The organism is Marinicella sediminis (assembly GCF_002000055.1).
GTDB lineage: Bacteria > Pseudomonadota > Gammaproteobacteria > Xanthomonadales > Marinicellaceae > Marinicella > Marinicella sediminis.
The window spans coordinates 36,654-60,761 of the sequence record NZ_MVBD01000017.1; the positions used below are offsets into that span (position 1 = coordinate 36,654).

Genomic DNA, 24,108 nt, shown 5'->3' on the forward strand with positions numbered 1-24,108 from the left:
TGCTGTTTTTCATAGTCATTTTTCTTGCCCGCTGAGCACGGATTTCTTCACTGACGTTTTTCCATCCGTTGTTTTTTGATCAAGGGTCATAGCACGCAGGTAAAAATTCTTGATTTTCATCAGCACCTGTCCGGACTCACTTAAAACGACCAGCTGGTAACGATTGAATTTACTGCTCCTGGCATTACCATCTTGTAAATAACTGACGTGTACATAACACGTTTTTGTCAATGGCCGGATCATTTCTATTTCGTCCACTGCAAAAGGCACAAAAACCTCATCAATTTCATCGGTTGGAATGATTGCTGAAACGGTTTGCAATACGCCATCCAGTAAAGCCGGGTGCATCAGGTATTTTTCAAACCCAGGCTCCAGGTGTTTGGGCAAAGTCAATTGACCCAGGCAAAAACCTGCCCCAACATAAACTTGCTGCACACTTTGGAAAGACTTTTTATAGGTGAAACCAATCTTTGAGAATTGCTCATAAAAGGATTGTCCATCCACCATGTGATCACATGCTTCCTGAAGTTTTTTCAAATCATGAGTTTCATTTTGTGCGTGCAACACAGTATGGCCGAACACCATTTTGCCCTCAGCATGCAGCTGCGTTTCGTAGCCATCTGTTTGTGAAACAATCCGAAACTCGGTGTTGTCACCAGCGGCTCGCATGAACGTTTGCAATTCAGTGTCTGTCCCCAAAAACCTCAACGGGTGTGACCAAATGATGTCCTTGAGTTTAACCACTTTGCGCTGCCCGGCCAGGTTGCCTGCGACACAAGCCATTTCCAGGTAGGCAGCCCCTGGGAAAACACACGATCCATTCACCTGATGATCTGTGGCGTAATAGGCCGTTGATGACAATCGGGTAACAAAACTGATGTCACTCAAAGTTGAGGTGTTTTCAGTCACCAGCGGGTGCAAGCCAGGCGTTTCAACTGGCTGTTTCAAACTGAACTGACTCACCGGTGATTTGCTTTCATCGATGATCCAACAACGCTCACCTTTGAATGGGTATGTCGGCATGGCTATTTTCGGCGGCAAAGCATCGCCATAAATGGCGCGCCAATCAATGGGTAAACCAGCCAGCCAAGCGTCCATCAATTTGCTCCATTGTCGCTCTGTGGCAAGGTCATGCAACTGTTGCCTGAGGCTTTCATCGATTCGCTGATTACTTGCTTTGTGACTTGTCACTGATGTTGCAAGCTGGGCGTATTCCGCCCCACTGTTGCCAATCCACAGCGACAATTTTTCACTCAGATCTGCCACCGAATTGGACGGAATGGCCAGCCGGTGTTGCATGGCTTCCCGACCAACTTGCGATGTTAAACACAGCGCGTGTAAACAAGTCTCAGGATGGTTGGTTAAAAACGTTTTGATCAGGACGGCATACTTTTGAAGTTGAGTTGCCGAACCGGCTGACAAAACAAAGACATTGTCCGACAGCTGATCGTATTGCTGTGGTCTTATGGACCGATATGCTTCCAAAACCACACACGCGTTGACTCCACCAGCACCGAATGAATTAACCAGTGCCCGGCGCTTATGCTCAGCGGCCGGCCAGTTTATCAGGTTTTGCTGCACGGTAAAGCCAGCAGCAGTGAAATCGATGTCTGGATTCAATTCGGTGCTGTGCAAACTGGGTGCCACTTGTTGATGTTGCATTTGCAAAATGACTTTTGTGATGCCGGCAATTCCTGCCGCAGACTCTGCGTGACCCATGTTTGACTTCACCGAACCCAGCATGCGTTGCCTTACTTGGCCATTGCCATTCAATACTTGTGCCAATGCAGCGACTTCAAGCCCATCACCCAACTGGGTGCCGGTACCATGACCTTCCACATAATCAATTGACTCAGGCGCACTTCCGGCAGCCACTAAAGCCTGGGCAATGACCCGGGCTTGTGAAACTGGATTGGGGGTTGAGTAACCATTTGAACGGCCACTGTGGTCATGAGCACCGCCCAAAATCAAACTGTGGATGTGATCACCATCCTCTTCGGCTTTTGACAGCGGCTTCAACAACAAACTCCCCACCCCTTCGGCTGGTACAAAACCATTGTCGCCGGCACCAAAGCTGCGACATTTACCGTCTTGAGACAACATTCGCTTTTGACACATGGACAAGTATTTCGCAGGATGAAGGTACAAGTTAACACCACCGGCCAGTGCCATTTGGCATTCGCCACGCCTGAGGCTGTCACAAGCCAGATTCACTGCCACCAAAGAAGATGAGCATGCGGTGTCAACGGGCATGCTTGGGCCATTCAAATTGAGCACATACGAGGTGCGGTTGGCAATCGACCAAGGCATGGCGCTGGGTGTCAGCAGATCACCCTTCTCCCAGGCCTCATGGGCAAGCAGGTTATAGGTATTGGTTGTCACACCCACAAACACGCCCACGTCCGCACTTTTGCCCTTAGGGGCAACCTTCATGAGCTCATCTTTGGTGTAACCGGCATCTTCAATCGCTGACCAGGCCGACATCAAAAACAGCCTTTCTTGCGGATCCATCAATTTAGCCTCATGATGAGAAATATTGAAAAACCCATGCTCAAACAAATCGACATCTGCCAGGAAGCCGCCCCATTGGCAATAAATCTTACCTTCTTCTGCCATGGCTGGATTGGCATCAAACCACTGTTCATGATTCCAGCGATTGTCTGGTACCTGCTCAATCAGATGTCGACCTGATTTAATGTTTTCCCAGAACGCATCCAAATCATCTGATCCGGGGTATCTGCCGTGCATACCGATCACGGCAATGGCTTGAGTAGCATCTTGCTGCGCGCTGATGTGATCATCTTGACCAGCCCCAATGAGCAGACCATCGTTGGCCAGTGGCTTCAATACCGCACCCTCTCTTTGCTTATGATCAACGGGTTGTCTGTCAGTTGCTTGCTTGTCCCTGATGGCAAACTTGTTCATCAGCTTATCTGGCACCAAGTCAATCAATGTTTCGGTCAGCTCAGCAATATTGAGGTTGTCAAAAAACAAGGTTTTCGGCAACCCACCCAGGTCTTTTTCCAAGTTCGCATTGAGCTTGCCAATCATCACAGAATCAATGCCGTAGTGTTCAAAGTGTTCGCTGACATCAACGCGGTTGGGCTCCAGGTTGATTTCCTCGCCAATCAACTGCTGCAAGTACCCCTCGGTGCTGAGTTGCAATGCAGCCGAATCCATGTGCTCTGTCAGGTGCTGTACATCACTGTCAGCTGCTGCAGAACCCGCTTGCATCAACGTTGAACGCAGTTGTTGTGCATCACCGTAAACGGGTAACGCGTAGTTGAACCCGGAATTTAAAATGCCCTCCATCAGTGCTAAGCCAGTTGTTGTCGGCAGTGGCGCCAAACCTGTTGCGCTTTGAATTTCCGCCTGTCTGTCTGGCGATATTTGCATGCCGCCATCGCGCCAATATGGCCAGGCAATAGAAACACTGTGACCTTGCCTTTGACCTTGTGCAACCAGGGCTTGACGGTTTTGAACGAAAACATCGGCAAAACGATTGGCAAAAGCATAATCACACTGGCCCACGTTACCCAACTCGCCAGCCAATGATGAAAACACCACAAACAGATCCAGCTGTAGGTTTGCTGTGGCTATGTCTGAATTTATGATGCCCGCCAATTTACTTTGCATGACCTGTTGGGCCTGCGCAGGTTCTTTGTGGATCAAATAGGCATCTTGGATGGCGCCGGCGCTGTTGATCACGCCGTTCAAACCACCTTCAAATTCATCCTGGCTCGTTGCAACCATTGCTTTGAATGCAGCAACATCACACACGTCAATTTGTCGATACATCACCTTGCTGCCATGGGCTTTGAGGTCCTGCAACTGTTGTTTCTGTCTGTTCCCGGGTTCAGAGCGACCCAACAAAATCAAGTTCGCCTGATATGTCTGAACCAAATACGCTGCAACCAGGTAGCCCAGCGAGCCAAGGCCCCCGGTGATCAGATAATTACCACCTTGCTTGAATACACTGTCGCTTTGCTCAATGGAAGCCATGCCTGTGTCAGACAGCACACGCCTGAAGCGCTGTGTGGTGCTGGCTTGATTTGTTGCAGTAATTAAATGCCGTATCTCCTCAACAGCCATACTCATGTGCGACAACTCAGTGAAGCAAACAGGCATCCAATCGGCTTCATTCTGGTGGGCTTGTGCACTGCTCAGAGCAATCGTTTTTGCTTGTAACAATGGGTTTTCCATCGCCGCTGTTTTCAGGAATGCCCCCATCGCAGCCCCCATGGCTGAAGGCATGTTTGCTGATTCAAGGTAGGCACAAACCATCTGTATGGGTACATGACCTTTGCGTTTCGAAAGAGCCTGACAGAGGTTCAATAAAACCAGGAAAACCTCATCCGCTGCAGCTGAATCCGGATAAGCCTGAAGCGCATCATGAGTCACCGCTACATTCATCACATAAATGATTTTTATGGCTTGCGTACCTGCCTGGTAAATGGCGTCGAATAAACGCTCAAAGTCATTGCCATTCATGGTGTTAATGGACCATTTATTCGATGAGAGTTGTACGAAACCATCAGCAGCAATCACTTGATGAAGCATCCGGTTTTCATCCACTGATGGCATGGGTTTTGTGGATATCAACACCGTTGGGGTATCATCCTCTCCTGCGTCGCCCTGGATGGTTGGTGCAGGTTCCCAGCCGGCAGTGAAACACAACCCTGTAAATGGTCTGGTTTTTTCGGTGACTTGTTCAATGGTTGCTGTTGATTCTACCGCCTGTGGCAGACCAATCGGCAACCACGTACGTTCTTGATCGAAAGGATAAGTAGGCAATGATACTTTCCAAGGTCGCTGAGCTTGGTACAACCGAGACCAATTGACCATTGCGCCAGCGGTCCAAAGTTTGGCCAGTTTCCTGAAATCTTCGGTTTTGATGACGACATCCAGGTAAGCCTCACCTGCCTCGCCCTCCAACAATTCCGAGGTGCTTTCACCTTGTTCTTTGAGGTTTCTCTCAAACCAGGTTGCCTGGCTTGCCTGGTCACCCGATTTTTTGACCGCTACCCATTGTGACAGTTGTGTACATAAATCTGCCCTGCCTTTGACCAGCAAGGCCAGCCTGACTTCCATGGCTGTTCGACCGACTTGGGCGGTATAAATGATGTCAGCAAATGATTCATCATCGGCCTTGGCAAGATAGGCTTGCATTTTTTCGGCATAATTGAGCAGTGCTTGCGGATTTTTTGCAGACAACACAAATACTTGCACATCGGCTTGCTTAAACCCAAACTGGTCTCTTGGTGGCTGTATGTACTCCTCTAACACAACATGTCCATTCGCTCCGCCGGCGCCAAAAGAACTGACACCAATGCGACGTGGGCGACCGTCTGTAACTGGCCAATCTGAATGTGTGGTTTGAACATAAAATGGAGAAGATTCAAAATCAATGTTTGGATTGGTGGTTGCCGCATGCAACGAAGGAACCAACTGCCGGTGTTTCAGCTGCAACAGTGATTTGGTGATGGCCGCCACACCCGCCGCGGATTCCAGGTGACCAATGTTGGATTTGACCGATCCGATTGGACAGGATTGAGGCTTTTTGATGTGGTCTGCAAAGACCTTGTTCAAACCAGCCACTTCAATGGGGTCACCCAGGGCCGTACCGGTGCCATGGGTTTCAACATACCCTATGGTGGCCGGATCAATGTTTGCTTTGTGCAGCGCTCGGGTGATCAACTCGGATTGTTGTGTCGGGTTGGGTACCGTGTAACCATGGGTTTTACCACCGTGGTTAATGGAAGTGGCTTTGATGACACCATGGATTTGGTCATTGTCCTGTTCCGCTTGCACCAACGATTTAAGGATGACCACACCAACACCCTCACCCGGTACATAACCATCTCCGCCTTCACCGAAACTGCGACATTTACCATCGGTGGCAGCAAAATTTCCCTGGCTGAGAACCAAATATTTCTGCGGATGCAATGACGCATTGACACCACCAGCAATGGCGGCATCAATGTGCCCATGGCGGATGTCTTCACAAGCCAGGTGAATGGCAGTTAACGACGATGAACACATGGTATCCAATGCCATGCTGGGGCCATTTAAATCAAAGAAATAGGAGACCCTGTTGGCAATGGAGCCGAATGATGAGCTGGGAGCCACAGGCTGACCCGCCAATGCGGTATCATGGCCAAACAATTCATAGTGCCCCCACATCACTCCCACATAAACCCCAACGGTTTGTTGTTGGAATTTATCTTTGTCGTAACCAGCATCTTCGACGGCACACCACGCATTTTGTAAGAACAAACGCTCTTGAGGGTCCATCAATGACGCTTCTTTGGGTGAAATGTTAAAAAACAGGGGATCAAACAAATCCACCCCATCTAAAAAGCCACCCCACTTGCTGTAGGATTTGCCCGGGGTGTTTTTGCGCGGATCAAAATGGCTGCTTGCATCCCAGCGCGAAGCCGGTATTTCGGTCACACAGTCCTTGCCTTCTTTTAAATTTTCCCAAAATGTGTTGATGTCATCAGCCATTGGGTATTGGCCACTCATGCCAATGACCGCAATGTCATGGTTTTTGCCAGCGGCCCTTTTGGGCTGCGTGAGCATGGTTTCTCTGAGTTGTAAAGAACGCTTGCTTCTGGTCGGTGGGACCACCATTGCAGCCACCTTGGTTTCCTTCTCAGCAGTGATTTGAGCAAGTTTATCCGGGTATTTTTCAATGAAATATGCCACCAGATCCCGGGTGTTTTGGTGCTCAAAAAACAAAGTCTTTGGCAAAGGTCCAAATGTTTTTTGCAGTGTATTGGTCAAATCCATGGCCAATATAGAATCCATGCCATAGGTCTCAAAAGATGCCTTGGCTTTGATTTGATGGGCAGGTAATTTCAAAACATCAGAAAGCACCTGAATGAAAAAGGCTGTGACTGCTTTTTCATCAACATGGACTTCGCAGGCCCCTTGATTGACCGTCACAGGCATGGCAAGTTGTCGGCGGTTCACTGATGCCAATGATTGTGTCATCAAATTCACATCACCATGCATAACCAGGATTTGATGACCTTGCATCTGTAAACCCTGATAGAATGCCTTCATTCCATCGCCCACTGGCATCGAAGCTATGCCGGCATTTTGCAACAGCAAGGATTCTTGTTGGTCAGAGAGTCGCATCCCGCCGGATTGCCAGTATGGCCAGTTGATGGACAAGGTTTTGCCCTGGCGCTCGCCCAGTTTGACCCTGTCTTGCCTTATCCGCGCATACTGATCCAGGTGACCATTGGCTGCAGCATAATCTGCCTGCCCCGCATTGCCAAACACAGCGGCCAGGGATGAAAACATCACAAAGAAATCCAAATCACAGGCCGCCGATGCTTCATCCAAATGGTGAACACCAGCCACTTTGGGGTGCAGGACATCCTTCACTTGGGTTGTGTTGTGCTTGATGATGAAGCTGTCTTTGACCATCCCAGCAGAATGGAAGATGCCTTTGATCGGCCCCAATTGTTGTTCAATCTTTTGCAGCACCAATTTGGTTTCAGCCAATGATGCTAACTTCAACTGCCGATAGTTGATCCTGTCACCATGACCTACCAGTGAACCGGGTATTTCCGCTGTGGCCTGACGACCTGTGATCACCACGTTCGCCTGATTGGTGTACTTAAGCACTTCTTCGGCAAACAGTTGACCCAACCCCCCTAATCCTCCGGTAATGAGGTATGTACCATGGTCATGGAACACCTGGTTTTGCTCATTTACCGCAGGTTTAACAGTCTGCCAAAATGGGCTTCGTGTTTGGTCTCCAATGACTTCAATCAAGCCATGTGCCAATGAGTTTCTGCCTATTTCCAAAGCTTTGATCACGTCAGCGGCTTCACTGTCTGAATCCACAAACACCAGCTGTGTGGTCAATTGTGGGTTTTCCGTTTCTGCCGTTCTCAACAGACCTTGCAAACCAGCCAAGACCTGATACGGATCGCTGTTGGCAACCGCAATTTGCAGGAAAACTGATTCACCTTCAACTTCATTCAACAGGTTTTTCAAATGACCAAGGGTTTGCACAACCACCTGTGTGTACAGTTGATCGCTTGCACGCTTCAGGCGTTGACACTCACTGTTTTCAATCGCTGCATCAACGAGTGCACAATCAACCTTGGGTAAACCGACCAACAACACTTTTCGCAGGTCTGTCAGCAATGGCTGCAGGTTGGTCTTTTCCATGTCATCATGTGTTTCTGGTGCAATCCATTGTTGGGTTGCCAGCATGGTTTGGTGATCGGCTTGCTGGCTTTCTTTACCTGGTATCTCCTGCACCATGAACTCTTTCAGCTCAACACAAACCCGTCCGTCCTGATCACAGACAACCAGGTCAAACAAATGTGGCTGATCCGGACCTTGGGCATAACGAACCCAGCAATACATGAGGGATTCAGTGGCACCCGTGATTTGGGTGTCATTGACCCAAAATGGAATGGTTGGTGACCGCCAGGATGTCTCAGACAGGTCAGTCATCATGCCTATCATGCTTTGTAGTGCACTGTCCATGATGCCCGGATGCAGCCAAAATCGGTTGTGTTCTTCACCATCCTGGACATGGTTTAAGTCAAGTTCAGCAAGCACTTGATCCTTGCCTTTGTGGATGGTCCTGATGCCACGGTTGGCACCACTGAGTTGCACACCCATGTCAGCAAATCCGGCATAGATTTCATCACCACTGATCTGCCTGGCATTGATTTGTTGCTTCAACTCATCGATGTCAATGGTTTTTGCTTCACAATCAACCATGCTCACAGCATGACCCACACAATGCACCTGCTCCTGCTCAGACTGGCATGTACTGACGACCTCAAAATCCAGGCCCTGGTTGTCAGCTGGGAACAATTTCACTGTCACTGTATGGTCGGCCGTGGGCACACATGCAGATTCCCAGACCAAATCACTGATTTTCAATTTCAAATCGTGCTGTGATACACCATTGGCATCGGCCACAGCGAAGTGGATCATCTCCAAATACGCCGCCGCAGGCAGTACTTTTTGATCATTGATTTGGTGACCAAACAAATAAAACTCGTGTCCTGTGAACTGGCTTTGATAGGCCAGCTGAAACAGGTTAGACCGATTCTGCTGCACCAACGGATGCAAAGCCTTGCTGTTCACCATATGAACTTCAGCTTTGGCTTTTTGTGCTGCCCAGTGGCGCTCCCGGGCAAATGGGTAACCCGGTAAACTCATTCGCTGAACATGGCGATCTTCATATAAATCCGCCCAGTTCAATGTCAAACCCTTGACCCACAAAGAAACCAGCCTGGACCACTGACCACCTGCCATCCAACGCTTGACTGCATACTGCAAGTCATCATCTGAGCCAAACAAGGACAACAACTCACCCGCTTCTTCAACATGACCAAGGATCACTGTTGTCTTGTCATTTTCTCCTGATACATGGTGACGCAAGGATTCACACACCTCAACAACATCTTTCGCAACCAGGCCCAATCGATGGTCCATGTGCTCACGCCCAACTTGTAATGTGTAACTCAATGAAGACAACTTAATGTCATCGTTTGACTCCAAAAAGGTCAACAAATCCATGGCTTTGGTTTTCAGCTGTTCTGCGGTCCGTGCCGATAACACAATGATCTGATCTTGAATGATCGGGTCATTTGCCATTTCCTGAATTGGTGAACGGTGTTCTTGAATGATCACATGGGCATTGGCTCCACCCAGACCAAAAGATGACACCCCTGCGGTCCTGAGCCGTGATTTACTGACGGATTCTGCTGTGCTTTTCCAAGGAGATAATTGATGCTGTACCTGGAATGGCGTACTGGTAAAATCAATTTCTGCATTGGGTTTTTCAGCGTGCAATGATGGCGCCAACATGTTGTGCTTTAATTGCAACAATATCTTTGTCACACCTGCGATACCAGCGGCTGATTCACAATGACCGATGTTGGATTTAACTGAGCCAATGGCTATTTTATGGTCCTGATCTGACAGCGTTGAGAAGACCTGGCTCAAACCGGCTATTTCAATTGGATCTCCCAATTCTGTTCCAGTGCCATGCGTCTCGATGTAACTGATTTGATCGGCCTTGATTTGACTGTGATGCAAAACATCTTTGATCAAAGCTGCCTGCGCCCGCGGGCAAGGCACGGTGTAACCAGCGGTTTTACCACCCGCATTCAAAGCGGTGCCTTTGATGACCCCATAAATGTGGTCTCCATCTGCTTCAGCTTGGTGAAGCGTTTTCAGCACCACAGCCCCAACACCTTCGGCATCTATGAAACCATCTGCGTTGGCGCCAAATGCTTTACATGCATTGCCGCTGGAAAGTGCCGACATCGCCGAAAGCCTCTGGTAATGATGATCGTCCAGGATCAAATTAACACCACCAGCAATCGCTGCTTCGGATTGCCCTGACTTGATGCTTTCTACAGCCAAATGGATGGCCGTCAGCGATGATGAACAGGCTGTATCCACAGACATTGAAGGCCCATGAAAATCAAACAAATAGGAGGTTCTGTTGGCAATCGAAAAATGATCAGGTTCAACGTTGTACATTGAGTTCATCACCCCAACAAACACCCCTACTTTTTGTGTTGCTGATAATGTTTTTGGCGTGTGGCCGGCATCCTCTATGGCGTGATAAGCGGCCTCCAGGAAAATCCTTTCTTGCGGATCAATCCGCTCAGCTTCTGCTGGGGACAGTTTGAAAAACAATGGGTCAAATTTGTCCACATCATCAAGAAAACCGCCCCACCGGGTATAAATTGAGTCTTTTCTGCCCCGTTCAGGATTGTGGTTTTTTCTCCAGTCCCACCGATCTGAAGGCACTTCTGATATACAGTTAATTCCATCTCGCAGGTTTTCCCAGAACGCATTGACATCAGCTGCATTGGGGTAGCGCCCGCTGAGTCCAACTATGGCAATGTCCTCATGCACCAAAGCACGGTCAGATGTTTGTCGTGAGAAAGCAAATCTTATGTCCCCTCCCTGCCTCATCATGGAAGGGGTATCAGGTGATTCAACCTGCTGGCTCACCATTGCATCTTCAGTCCGTTTTGGCTCATTTGCCTGACCAGTGATCGCTTGTAATTCTGCGGCATTATGGGTTGCCAAATGGTTTACCAAACCCCTGATGTTTTGTACTTCAAAAAACAAAGTGCTGGTGATGTTTGAAAAATGTTTTCTTAACCGGGCAGTGAATTGGGTGATTAAAATGGAGTCCAGACCGTGTTCAATGAATGATTTATTGATGTCAACCTGGGCCACCGGAATTTTCAAGTGCTCAGCCAGGATGTGCTTGATAAAGTTGATGGCTTGTGCAGACTCCTGAGCTCCCGAAGAGGCCGCTGTTGGCGCTGGCAAATGCCTGGTGGTGGCTTGAACCGGTGCCAGCGATCGCACGGAAAAGTGCTTCAACCCGATGATCACCCGGCCTTCATGGTCACAAACATCAATGTTGAATTTAACCACCTCATCATCGAGCCTGCTGCCGTTGGCCAATCGGGTCCATGCAAGCATGGTAGGTCCGGGAGTGCCATTGATGACCACTTGTTCAACGGCAAAAGGCAGTGAAGCGACATCATGAACATTCGGTTCATTGAGCACCAACAATAAAGTTGATTGCAATGCACTGTCGAGCAAACCAGGGTTAATTATGATTTCCTTGGAAGTTTGATTGGCTGGCTGTTGCAGATAAGCCAACACCTCATGATCATTGCATTTGAGCGCCCCCAGACAACGGTGGGTGCGCCCATATGAGACCCCCATTTCAGCAAAACGGTCATACAAGTCTTCGCTTGAATACTGCGCCTTTTGCATGCGGGCTTGAATCTCGTCAAGGTCAATGTGTGTCGTCGATTCGGCTGATCCAATCCATGCAGACCCCTGACAATGAATGCGTGGTCCAGTTGCTTCATGGCTGGATATTTCAAACTTCACTGAAATGCCATCATGGGTCTGTGAGCGGGTAGGCAATAAGGCCGTTTTCAAAGCGTGTTGATCGGCCACGAAACAAGGCTGAGGCCAAACCACATCATTCAATTCAAGCCGGTTTTCTGCCTGTTTTTCGGGCAATGCTGCTTGAATGGCAGCCCTGACCATCTCCAGATAAACAACCGCTGGTAAAACTTTTTGGTTATCGACCTGATGGTCCACCAGGAATGGTTCATGGCCGGTAAACTTCGATAAATAGGCCTGCAGACTGAAATCAGATATATTCTGACTCAACAATGAATCAATTCTGTCCCCGCCAACATGCTCCGTCCTCTGGCCCGGCGTCAAATGGTAACGTTGTGTATCAAATTGATACCCTGGCAGGCGGCCAGGTTTTGCTGGCAAACCTGTGGGATATAAGGATCGCCAGTCCACCTGCTTACCTTGTAACCATTGATCTGCCTGATCCATCATCGAGGCTGCCACATTTGAGCCATCAATCGGGGCCGCCTCAAAATGATAAAGGCCCTGAGGTATGTTGTCTCTGATCAGCTGCTCAGAGACTTGTGCGCGGAGGTATGTTTTGAGCCTGTCATGAAGTTTTACCCGCTGACTTGATGGGCTGCCTTTTTCCAACACAATCGCCACTTTGTGCTCGTGATGATCACGATGAAGCTGCATGGTGGCAAGGTACTCAACAATTGGAAATTGTTCAGCGTCGGTTTCAAGCCTGGAACACAAATACCTGATATTCTTTTGCAAAGCTTCAATGGTTTTGCCAGACATCAACAATACCCTGGTCATTTCCGGGTGCTCTGGCTGTTCTGGTGCCGTACGATCAGGTTGTTCAAGGATCATGTGTACATTGGTGCCTGAAGCCCCAAATGAATTCAGACCGATGATCATTTTGGTCTGTGGTTCAACCGGCGTATGGCCAAGCAACAAGCCGGCACCTTGATGAGCCATCAGGTTACGATGAATGGTGTCTTTGGTCAGTGATGGGATGCCATACAGTGTTCTGTTTTTAAAGCTCAGCATTGCTTTTAACATGGCAGCCAAACTGGAAACACATTCCATATGACCCAATATTGGTTTCACGGTGGTAATGGCCGGCAAAGCATCCATTTGGTGGTGGTTGATTTCTGCCTGTGACATTTCTTCATGGGCATCTGTAAAAACACTGTATTCCACCAGGTCAGATATGTTGTTGCCCATGCCCTGGGCTTCAAAGCTGGTCACATCTGTAACAGCAATTCCAGATTCAGTGATACACTTTTTGAGCAATTCCTTTTGTGCATTTTTGCTCGGCGAGAACATGGAGTGTCCGTCTCGTCCGTTGTAATTGGTGGCCACTGCCCTGATGTTCGCGTAAACATGGTCGTTTTGTTCTTCAGCAATATGCTGCCTGGTCAATATCAGACTGACCACACCTTCAGAACGAACATAACCATCTGAGTCTTGATGAAAAGAGTAACACTTTCCAGAACGGCTGGTGATGTTCAACTCTTCCAAAGCACCATAAATTGAACTCACAAAATTGATTTTCACAGCACCCACTATGGCGTAATCAATGTCACCGCTTCGCAATGCCTCTACCGCATGGGCAACACCAACAGCACCACTGGAGCACATGGTGTTGATGACTTCGCTGGGACCTTGAAAGTCAAAATGGTGAGATATCCGATTAGCCAACGAAGGTCCGGACTGATGAAGGATGTAGTTACGGGCGAATGACTCACTGCGATGAACGTCATTGTAGTCACTGCCCTCAGCCCCGATGTATACCCCAACGGTTTTGTCTGACAAACTTGAGGTGGTGTGACCTGCGTCCTCTATCGCTCTTTGAACAGACATCAGCATGTGTCTGAGTTGTGGGTCCATGATTTCAGCTTCTGCAACACTGATGTTAAAGAACAACGGATCAAAATCATAAGCCGTTTTCAACATGCCCCCAGATAAGTTCTTGGGTTGGTCGCTTTCACTGCGGGTCAACAGAAAGTCGGCGGCATAATCATCATAAAGCACCGTTTGCTTTTCAATGGCTGACCAGTACCCTTCTACGGTCAAGTCATTCGGAAACAATCCATCAATGCCAACAACTGAAATCACTGACGGTTGAACGGCATTGGGCTCCACCTGACGCAAGGCAGCAGGCTGCTTGATGCCTGACAATTGATAGTACTTCTCAGAATAGTCAACATGGTGATTGGGACTAACGATGGTTCTGTTGTCATCCGCCAGCTTTTGATACACCCGGAAACGCAAAACACTGTATTCGGGCACAAACCGGTATTGTCGATTGTTCTCAAAATAGGCAACCGCAGAACTCACTCCCGGGGCATGGCAGTCATCGAAAGCCATGAACCCGCCAACATCCAGTAACATGTCACTGTAAAAAAAATCCAATGTCACATAATCCTGCATGTGCAAGCCATCAATGAAGATGAACTGATAGTGTTCCCTGGCCTCCAGGATCTTGGGGAAAATTTCGTAATCTTTGAATTCCAAATGCCTGAAGTACTGATTCAAATTGGCACTTTCAATCTGGGCCAGGCCAATGGATTCAAACTCCACACTTTGACAGGGGTCGATGGCGGTGTGATGTCCTGACCCTTTCTTGTCATGCGCTTCACAAATGAACAGCGCCGACAAACCAAATGCCAGACCCACTTCAAGGCTTCGTTCGATGTTGTTTTCAGCGATGATGTCATACAGTTTGGTACCGATGTCAGATGAAATGGCCCAGGGAAAGATAAACCGCTCTGAACCTGTGAAGTTGGCGACTTTGCCCTCCTCATACAACCGATGTACCAGTTTGTCAGAAAAACGGTCTTTCAAAAAATGCATGTTGTAAGCACCAAATAAAATGTCCGATATGGGCCGAATCAATTCCATTGGTTTTTCATTTTTATCTTTGGCGATACCGATGTTGCTGATCATCACTGAAATCAAATCTGTTTCAAAATCGGTCAAGGCTTTCAATTCATGCGAATGCATGGATAACTGATGATCAAAGGCCAGTCCGGTTGGGGATGGATCTGCAATCAATTCAATGCAAATGCCACCTGATTCACACACCACATATACATCAATCAACACATCCACAAGGGCAATTTTAACCGTCCAGTCGCTGGCGCTTTCATTGGGTGGGTTGTAGCTGTTCAACACCTTCAAAAATTCATTTGCTACGGTGTTTACTTCAGCCAGGGACAATTTGTTTGCGGGCACCCGAACTTCGCCGGCCTCAACAGTGGCGTTTGCCCCCGACACCGGGTTGGCTTTTATTTCTGGGGCAGATACATGGCTCTTCTGGCTTTCGTTGATCCATGCTTTTATTCTCTCTAATCCTGGTCTTTCGCGTTTCATTGCGAACCTCTAAAGTTTGTGTGTGTGATTTAAAATGCAGAACAAGCGTGATGTTTTCAGAGTCCTTTGTTGTCCCTGACCAACTGTTCAAGGTTCCCAAGGGCACCAACAACAGCTTGGTAGTCAATGCCAAAATCTTGCAAAAAGGCGATTTCATTGACCCCCACACTGGCGGCTTTATCAATTTGCTTTTGACAGTCTTCGCGTGAACCGAAAATGCCGGCTGTATTGAAATAACGGGCATATGAATAATCAACCATTTTGGTGATTTCCTGTTCCGAAACATCCTTCCCAGCTGCCATCATGTGTGGTTTCAAGCTGCTTTTAATGTACTCTTTGAAGGGCTTTTCAACCACCGACTGAACCAACTCCAAATCCGGGTGAACAAAGGTGTGCATCATCAAGGAAATCGTTCCTTTCATTGGGTCCAGACCAGCTTCCTCCCTGGCTTTGCGATAAACAGCTGTTTTTTCCTCCAGGGCATCTAAATCAATGCCATAGAGCATGGTGAAAACGTTGTATCCCATTTTGCCGGCGTATTCAAAACCGGATTCAGATTGGGTGACATACCAAACGTTCAAATCTGCCTGAATGGGTTGGGGAAATGCCTGTACAGAGAACATTTCTCCACCTGGGCCTGGGTAATCAATGGCTTCTCCACGCCACAATTGTTGTACCATGGGGATTCGCTCATTGCGCAGATCAACCCGGTTTTCATAGGTGTCAGGAGACAAAATGAAATCTTTTTTAGCCCAACCATTGCCGAACCCCAGGTCAACCCGACCACCAGATAAAATATCCACCATTGCCCAATTTTCAACAATTTCAACTGGATGGTGCAGGGTGATGGTAACAGCCGCTGTCCGCAGTCTGATTCGTTCAGTCAAAGGGGCAAAATAGGCAGCCATTAAACTGTTGTTTGCATAGATTGATCCAAATTCACTGAAATGACGCTCCGGGAAATAGACCGCTTCGAATCCAGCCTGATCTGCGAATTCAACCAACTGTCTCGTGAACTGGTATTTTTCTTTGTTGCTGACTGTTTTTCTGACGTCCGAAAAAAACAAGAAGCTGAATGCCATATCAGGATTTAAACCCGGCTTGGTTTGTTCGTCTTTTTTCGGATCGACTTGCTTACCAGCCAAAAAATCCGTCAAGTTTTTATTGATTGTGGAATCCATATTTTTATCTCAGTTACACGGTGTTAATAAACTGCGGCTGTTTCAAGCCACTTTGTTTTGGGTCTTTTTTTCGTTCAGAATCTTTTCAGCCAATACGTTCACTGTTGAATATTCAATCAGCCAATTAGGCGGAATTTGCAGGCTGAAATGCTTTTCCAAAAGGTTAGTCATCTGAATCGCAGTGATTGAATCCAAACCGTAACTCTGGAATGATTGATCAAATTCAATCACCGTTTTGTCAATGCCCAATGCCTGTTCCATGATTTGGATGATCAAACCGGTGTAAGACTTTTTGTCTGCACCGGGTTCCATTGCGTTGGCAGTGACCGAATGTTGTGACGTTTGTTTCACCAACCCCTGTTCTTTTACCGGAGGTGCGTCTTGCTCTGGCTTGGGCTGTTTAACGGGGGGACTTTGCAACTCCTGATTGGTTGTTTCCAATTGCCAGGCCGATGCAGCAGATGTCTGCTGTCGATGTTCACTGCGCTGGATGGCGGCCAGAATTTCTGACTCCAAAGCAGGTGATATGTCTTGATCTTGCAATGAGTTCAAAAACTCACTGAATTTTTGACGCGTCATCTCACCCCGATCAAAACTCAACAGATTTGCTCTGATTTCTCTGTTCACCGAACTCGCACTGTTTTCCAGACCCAACGAAGCCAGCACCTTGGTTTTGTTGGTGACCGGTACATAACCCACCACCTCGCGGTCTGACAACAGTGAAAGTTTCATCACCTCGAGGGCATCCGTTGCACTGATGCTGTCCACACCCGCTGCCGCGAACTGTTGCAGTCGGTTTGCCATGTCGGCCTCATCCACAGCACCATCCACATCCCATTGTCCCCAACAAATTGACAGGCATCGTCCTGTTCGTTGATGGTGATGGGCTAAGGCATTGCGGTGTCGGGCAAAGGCATTTTGAAAAGCCGTGGAATAGGCATAACTGGCCGCCCCCCTCAGGCCAAATGAAGCGATCGAAGAATACAGCAGGAAAAATTCAATGGGATGATCTTTGGTTGCCTCATCTATATTGATGGTGCCAGCCACCTTAACAGCTGCTATTTCACTGAAGGTGTTGACGCTTTTATTGATAATTAAATCATCAGAAGACCGCCTGGCCATATGCAATACACCATTGATTTGTATGCCTTGTTCTGACAGGCTTTCAATGCATTGATCCACTGCATCACGATTCAACACATCAACAGAATGATAGTGTACAGTCGCCCCTGCGGCCCGCAACTGATCCAGGCGATCACTCACTGCGGCTTCAGATCTGGTTGATAAGATGATCAAGTTAGCGCGGTAATCCCGGGCCAAAACCCGACAAACCTGCTCTCCTGCGGCACCCAAACCACCCACCATCAGATAAGTGGCCCCTGTGCGAAACTGGGGAACATCCGCGGCCAGGTTGATGATTTCTTCTTCTCTCACAGTGGCCACCAAACGCTGTCCGTTGTCATACCTGATCATCGGCACCGAAGCGGCTTGCAGGTTTTGAGTGTCATCACACAGCCACTCCTGTAAGACGTTCAACATCATCGCATCGCTTTGCTCACGGGAGATACCATTGAAGGCAATACAACGATGACGATGCAGCGGATTTTCCAACATTGCTGTTTTGAACAATCCCGCTAATGACTGCCTGTAGACATCTGCCAAATCGCCACTTTCATGGTAAATGCAGTAGCCTTGTATGTGGTTGGACGCAACATGTTTTAACAACGCTTGAACGGTCAAATACACCTGTTCAATCTGGGCTTCGGCTTGCGACACCTGATTCACATCAGACAAAAACAACATCAGCGCGACAGGGCGATCCACAGCAACAGCTTTCAACATAGCGTCCAGATCAATTCCCGAAGCGGTCAAAGGCACATGAGCCAAATTCCACAGCGACTCTTCTTCTCCGATGATTTCTGCGATCTGCTGACTCAAAGCAGTCAGTTGATCAGCATGCCCCTGCTGGTCACTGAGCACCAACAACTGCGCGCCTGATTGTGCTGTCAAACGATCATTCCAAGATTCAGACTCGAGATCCAAAGCAGCACTTTCCCAATTCTCAGCAATGGTCAGCCAGTCTTTGTTGGTCTTTTGCAATTGGTCATTGGCATTCAGTTCAGCAGCGCCTAACTCAAGCCCTTGCAGAACCAACAAACAGTTTCCGTCACCATCCATCATGGTCAGATCCACAGCACAGGTTTCCTGCCCCAGCTGGTTGCTCATGTTAAGTTGGACCGAGACGATCAAGTCACCGACATTGCCAGGCAACACCGATAAATGATTCATGGCGAATGGATACAAGTGCAGGTTTCTGGTGTGCCCTTGCTCACACAAAACACTGGCCAACATCTGTAGTGTTAAATCCAGGATGGAAGCCGGTAACACCATGCCTTCATCCAGTTTCAAGCTTTGCCGATCCCTTTGGTATGTGAAAACCAGCTGGTCTTGCTTTTGAAACATCCCGGTCAAGCTGTCTATTGATGCATTCACTGTAAACCCGGCATCTGTCAGGGCTTTGCGGTGTTGTTCAACGTTCATCCCATGCGGTGCCAATTCAGCAAGCAACGCGGCCACATCGACCTGCCCCAAGTCAGTTTGGGCTGAATGGCAGGCCCTGCCCTGACATGCCGGCATGTTGGCTTCGGCTCCTTCATGTTGCCCATTGAACACTTCAAATTCGATGGCATTTTTGTGATCCAATCCAAATTGGGCCGCACTGACCCGGGTCAACAAAGCCTTACTTTGGTCGGTGTATTCATGACCAACCCACAACACATTATCTAACTGCAGGCTGTGCTGCGAACCGGCTGGCAAGGCGTGTTGCAATGCCGCACAACCCAGTTCCAGATAAGTACTTGCTGAAACACAAGGGCGATCAAAACACGCATGCTTTCTTAACCAACCGGGTCTGCGATCCAAATCAGTCAGGTATTTATGTTCAACCAAAGTTGATTGGTTGCTGTGCAACAGAGGATGACTTGAAAAGGATTGTTCAACCGTTGTATACAAATCATTGTTGTCTGTTTCCAACCAGGTGAAATCTTCAGCAAATGGATAAGTGGGTAAATGTATGCGCCTGGGTTTGTTCGAACGATACAATTCGTTCCAGTCAAAGGCAAATCCCTTGACCCACAGAGCGGCCAATTTGTGGTGCTTGCCTTTGTTTATCCAGGTCTCAACGGTTTGTTGTAGGTCTTCATCAGCAGCAAAGTCGGCATACAAATCCTGCTTCACCTTGCCACCGCTGTACATCACTCCTTTGACATTTAACTCGTGGTTCCGGAAAGCAATCAATTGCTCCTTAAGCTCTTCAATGTCATGGACCATCAAGGCCAATCGAACGTCCATCGCATCCCGGCCGACTTGTGAGGTATAGGCTATCCTTTCCAATATCAGTGAGTTTGCTTCTGGTAAACCGTGCAGATAATCGAGTAAGTCAGTCACTTTCGCAGCCAGGGCATCCTTGGTTTTGGCCGACAACACAACCACCTGTGGCAAACCATGGTCCCTTCCTGTGTGGCTCAATGCCGGTTCAATGTATTCTTCCAGGATCACATGGGCATTGACCCCGCCGAAACCGAATGAACTCACCCCTGCCCGCCGTGGCAATGGGTTGCCTTGATCATCATTGATGATTGGCCAGTCATCATTTTCCTGCTGAATAAAGAATGGGCTGTTAGCCAACAAAATTTGTGGGTTCACAGTTTCACAATGCAGAGATTTCACCCGCGTGCCGTGTTTAAGTTGCAACATGACCTTGATGACTCCGGCAACCCCAGCTGCCAACTCCAGGTGACCAATGTTACTTTTCACCGATCCCAAACCACAATGAGCCATCTCAGGTTGATCCAGGTCATGTTCTTCGTAAAGCGCTTTGAAAGTGTTTTTCAGTCCATTGATTTCAATGGGATCACCCAGTTGAGTACCGGTGCCGTGAGTTTCGATGAAACCGATGGTTCGGGGATCTATACCTGCTTTGCGATACGCCTTCAACAACAAACTGGATTGTGCTTTTGGATTCGGCGAAGTCAATGTGTTGGCCCGACCACCATGATTTTCAGCCGTGCCCCGAATGACTGCATAAACGTCATCACCATCCTCCTGTGCCGCTGATAAGCGCTTGAGGAACAACATCCCCATGCCCTCACCCCTCACATAACCATTGGCATTCTCTGAGAATGTCTTGCATAAACCATCTTCACAGAGCATCCCCGCCTTACTGAATGCGATGTGTGCCCATGGTGTGATGATGATGTTGATACCGCCTGTTATGGCCGCTGAACATGCACCAGATTGAATGGATTCCACAGCCCGATGGATCGCCACCAGTGAACTGGAACAAGCGGTCTCAATCGGCTCACTGGGCCCATGTAAGTCCAACAAATAACTCATCCTGTTGGGTCCCACTGAAGGCACCAGGCTGGTTGAACTGTAGCCTTCAATACCGATTCCGGCATGGTTGATCAAATCGCTGTAACCGCTGTTTGATGTACCCACAAATATGCCCGTATCGGAACCAGCCAGGGATGCTGAAGAATAACCGGCATCTTCTATCACTGACCAAATAAACATCATCATGATGCGTTGTTGAGGGTCCATCATTTTTGCTTCAGTTGGCGATATCCCAAAAAACAACGGGTCAAATGCCTCAACTCCATCCACAAAGCCACCCCATTTGATGTTGGTTTTGTTTTTTTCGGTCTTGGGGTCGCCAAAAAACGCTTTCCAATCCCAGCGCGACTCCGGAACTTCCCTGATGCTTGATTTACCTTCCAGCAGGTTGTCCCAAAACTCATCTAAATCATTGGCCCCGGGAAATTTCGCGCTGACGCCAATTACCGCCACTGGCTCCTGCTGGTTTTGCTGAAACACTTGTTGGGGGTTTGTTTGGCTGTGATTGGCCGTGAAAAAGCGATTGACACCGGTGGGCACAACCGTCAGTGACGATTGGTTCACCACTGCCACTTCTTGATGCGCAGCCTGATCTCCCGCCAACGCCCTGGGCTCATGGAGTGCCACTTCCTGATCCGTGTCTTCAACACCCAAAGTTTCAGCCAATTCTGTCGCATGGTTCTCAATCAAATAGGGAACAAATTCATTGAGTGTTTGGTATTCAAAGAAGAGGGTTGGGTTAATTTCAAGCTGGTAATGCTGATTCAAAACGTTGGACAGCTCAGAAAAAGCAATTGAGTCCATTCCAAAATCACTCAGATTGGTATCTGTATCAAGGTCTTCCTCAGCAATGCTGAGCAACGTTGACAAGTGACCCAGCAAAGCCGCAGTGACCGCATTGGTCAACAAGTCATTGTTCCCGGCTTGGGTGGGCGTTGTGGCGGGCTTCTCCACCGCCGCAACCTGTGCTTTGATCATTGGTTTGGCAAAGAACGTGTTGTTGATTTTATCCCTGTCACCAAATAAAGGCATCACCCGCTGGGCTTTGCCTGCCAATGCCTGCCTGAACTGTCCAAGTGCCATCGCTTTGGGCATGGCAACCATGCCGGTTTGTGATTCCATCAAACGAAGGTCCTGGATATGTAAACCAATACCACCATCTTGCCAAAGTGGCCAATTGATTGACAACGAAAAACCCTTGCGTAACCCCGTGTCAACCAGTGCCTGACGGTAGGCCGCATATGAGTCCATGAAGCCATTGGCTGCGGCATAATCTGCTTGACCCGCATTTCCTAAACTGGCCGCCACCGATGAAAATAACACAAAAAAGTCAAGGTTTTCATAGCGCGTTTGTTCGCACAGGTTAACGGTCCCTTTGACTTTGGCAGCCATTACCTCCTTAAACTCAGCTGCTGTCTTGTTCAAAATGTAGTTATCTCGATTGATTCCAGCACAGTGTAAAACACCTGTTATCTGATCATGGTTTGCCTTGATTTCAATGAACGTATCATGCATGCGATCACTGTCCGCCACATCCACCTGATGATAGGTGACTTTGGCACCTGCACCTTGCAACCGGTCAATGATTGTCCTTTTTTCATCATTCAATGCAGAGCGCCCTAATAAAACCAAATTCGAACGCTGTGTGTGACTGACAATTTCTTCAGCAAAAATCAAACCAATGCCGCCCAAACCACCAGTGATGACATAGGTTCCGTTTTCCCGCCAAGGGGTATCCAACCCGGCTCGATTCAGGTTGATTTCTGAATAACTTTGAACATATTGTTTACCATTGACACAGCGAATGGCTTCAGCGCCGATGTCCTCACTACCATCCTTGATCAAGCGGACAATTTCATCAGCCGATGAATGGCCTTCAACCGCAATGACCTGACCATGGAATTGAGGAAATTCTGCATGGACCGTTTTTAACAAGGCCACCAATCCATCTTGTAAAATGGCGGCTTTATCACTGGGCAAGAACACCTGGATCATTTGCTCATCAGCGGTTTTTTCTGCAAGCAGTTTTTGTATGTGTTCAAAAACAGCTGTTGCATATGCTTCAAACTGTTGGTCAATTTTTTTATCATCTGGATCAAGACTCAACACCGAAACTTCTGGCAGCTGTGCCTCAATCGATCTGACGTCAACTGATAAACCAGCCAAAATCACGTGACATGGTTGCCCGTAAAGACCTGCCGTATTGCCTGAATTGTGTTCTTTCCATTCAGGTATATAGACCATGTTTTCGTTGATCGCCTGAACACCCATCCTGGATTGCCGGTTAAGCATTCGGGAAGTCAAACCATGTAATTTCAGGCACAGTTCACCAGACGGTGTCAAAAGTTCGATGTCAATTTTCTGCACGTCTTTTGTTTGTGGGCCCACTGAAAACGCAGCCCAGGCCCACACCTCCTCAGGACAGGGGCTGAACACATCCAAATAGTCTAATGCAAATGGCAACATCGGTTGTTCAGGCATTTCTGGGTACAACCCAATGGTTGCCTGAATGGCGCTGTCCAGCAAACTTGGGTGAATCACAAAATCACCCACTTGTTCAACGGCGGCAGATTGTGGCAATTTGATTTTAGCCAACACCTCCCGATCACCAATAAGCACTTGCTCTAATCCCCTGAAGCCCGGTCCGTACTGCAACGCCATGTCATCAAACAAACGATAACAATCGTCAGCCATCAATGAGGGCGCTTCCATGCGTTTTTTCATGCCCTCAAGATCACGCGCCGGTGCCCCACTTGATTGTATCCACAGGGCTTTGCCGTTGCTGTGTGTCTGACCAGCCGAAGTCTCATCACAACCGGTAAGAACCGCATATGAAATTTCATTGGTCGACAATGGAGTCAGAACCATATCAACACCCTGGTATTGCTCAGCAGCTGATATGGGTCTTGACCAAACCACTTGACTTAATCGCAAGTGGCTGTTTTCAGGTGGCACTTTCATGGCCTGATTCACTGCGGCCCGAGCCATTTCCAGATAGGCCACCCCTGGCAGGACTTTAAGACCACCCACTTTGTGATCTGCCAGGAAGAACTCATCACCAGTGAACGATGATTGATAGCGCTGTTCATACAAGTCAGACACATTGCGATGTAACAACGGATGTAACTGGGTTGATACTTTGGCGGTGTCATTGGACACCCATTGCAAGGTACTGCCTGGGCTGGACCACCAGTAACGCTCTTTGGCAAACGGATACAGTGGCAATGAAACCCGCCTTGGCACAGAGCCTGGGTAC

At 48.2% G+C, this 24,108-nt stretch carries 3 protein-coding genes; all 3 read right to left on the reverse strand.

Annotated features, from left to right (window positions below; genetic code table 11):
- Positions 1-15 precede the first annotated feature (15 nt).
- From B0475_RS17540 to B0475_RS16515, 3 genes are read right to left on the reverse strand one after another with little or no spacing between them, the layout of a single operon-like run.
- Complete coding sequence (locus tag B0475_RS17540; RefSeq protein WP_077412986.1) at positions 16-15,276, reverse strand: SDR family NAD(P)-dependent oxidoreductase; 15,261 nt, start codon at positions 15,274-15,276, stop codon at positions 16-18.
- 56 nt (positions 15,277-15,332) lie between these two features.
- A complete protein-coding gene (locus B0475_RS16510) occupies positions 15,333-16,457 on the reverse strand; it encodes a MupA/Atu3671 family FMN-dependent luciferase-like monooxygenase (RefSeq protein WP_077412987.1) in 1,125 nt (374 codons plus the stop codon).
- Positions 16,458-16,499: 42 nt separating this feature from the next.
- Positions 16,500-24,077, reverse strand: a complete 7,578-nt coding sequence (locus tag B0475_RS16515) for an SDR family NAD(P)-dependent oxidoreductase (protein ID WP_232781904.1) — start codon at positions 24,075-24,077, stop codon at positions 16,500-16,502.
- Positions 24,078-24,108 lie beyond the last annotated feature (31 nt).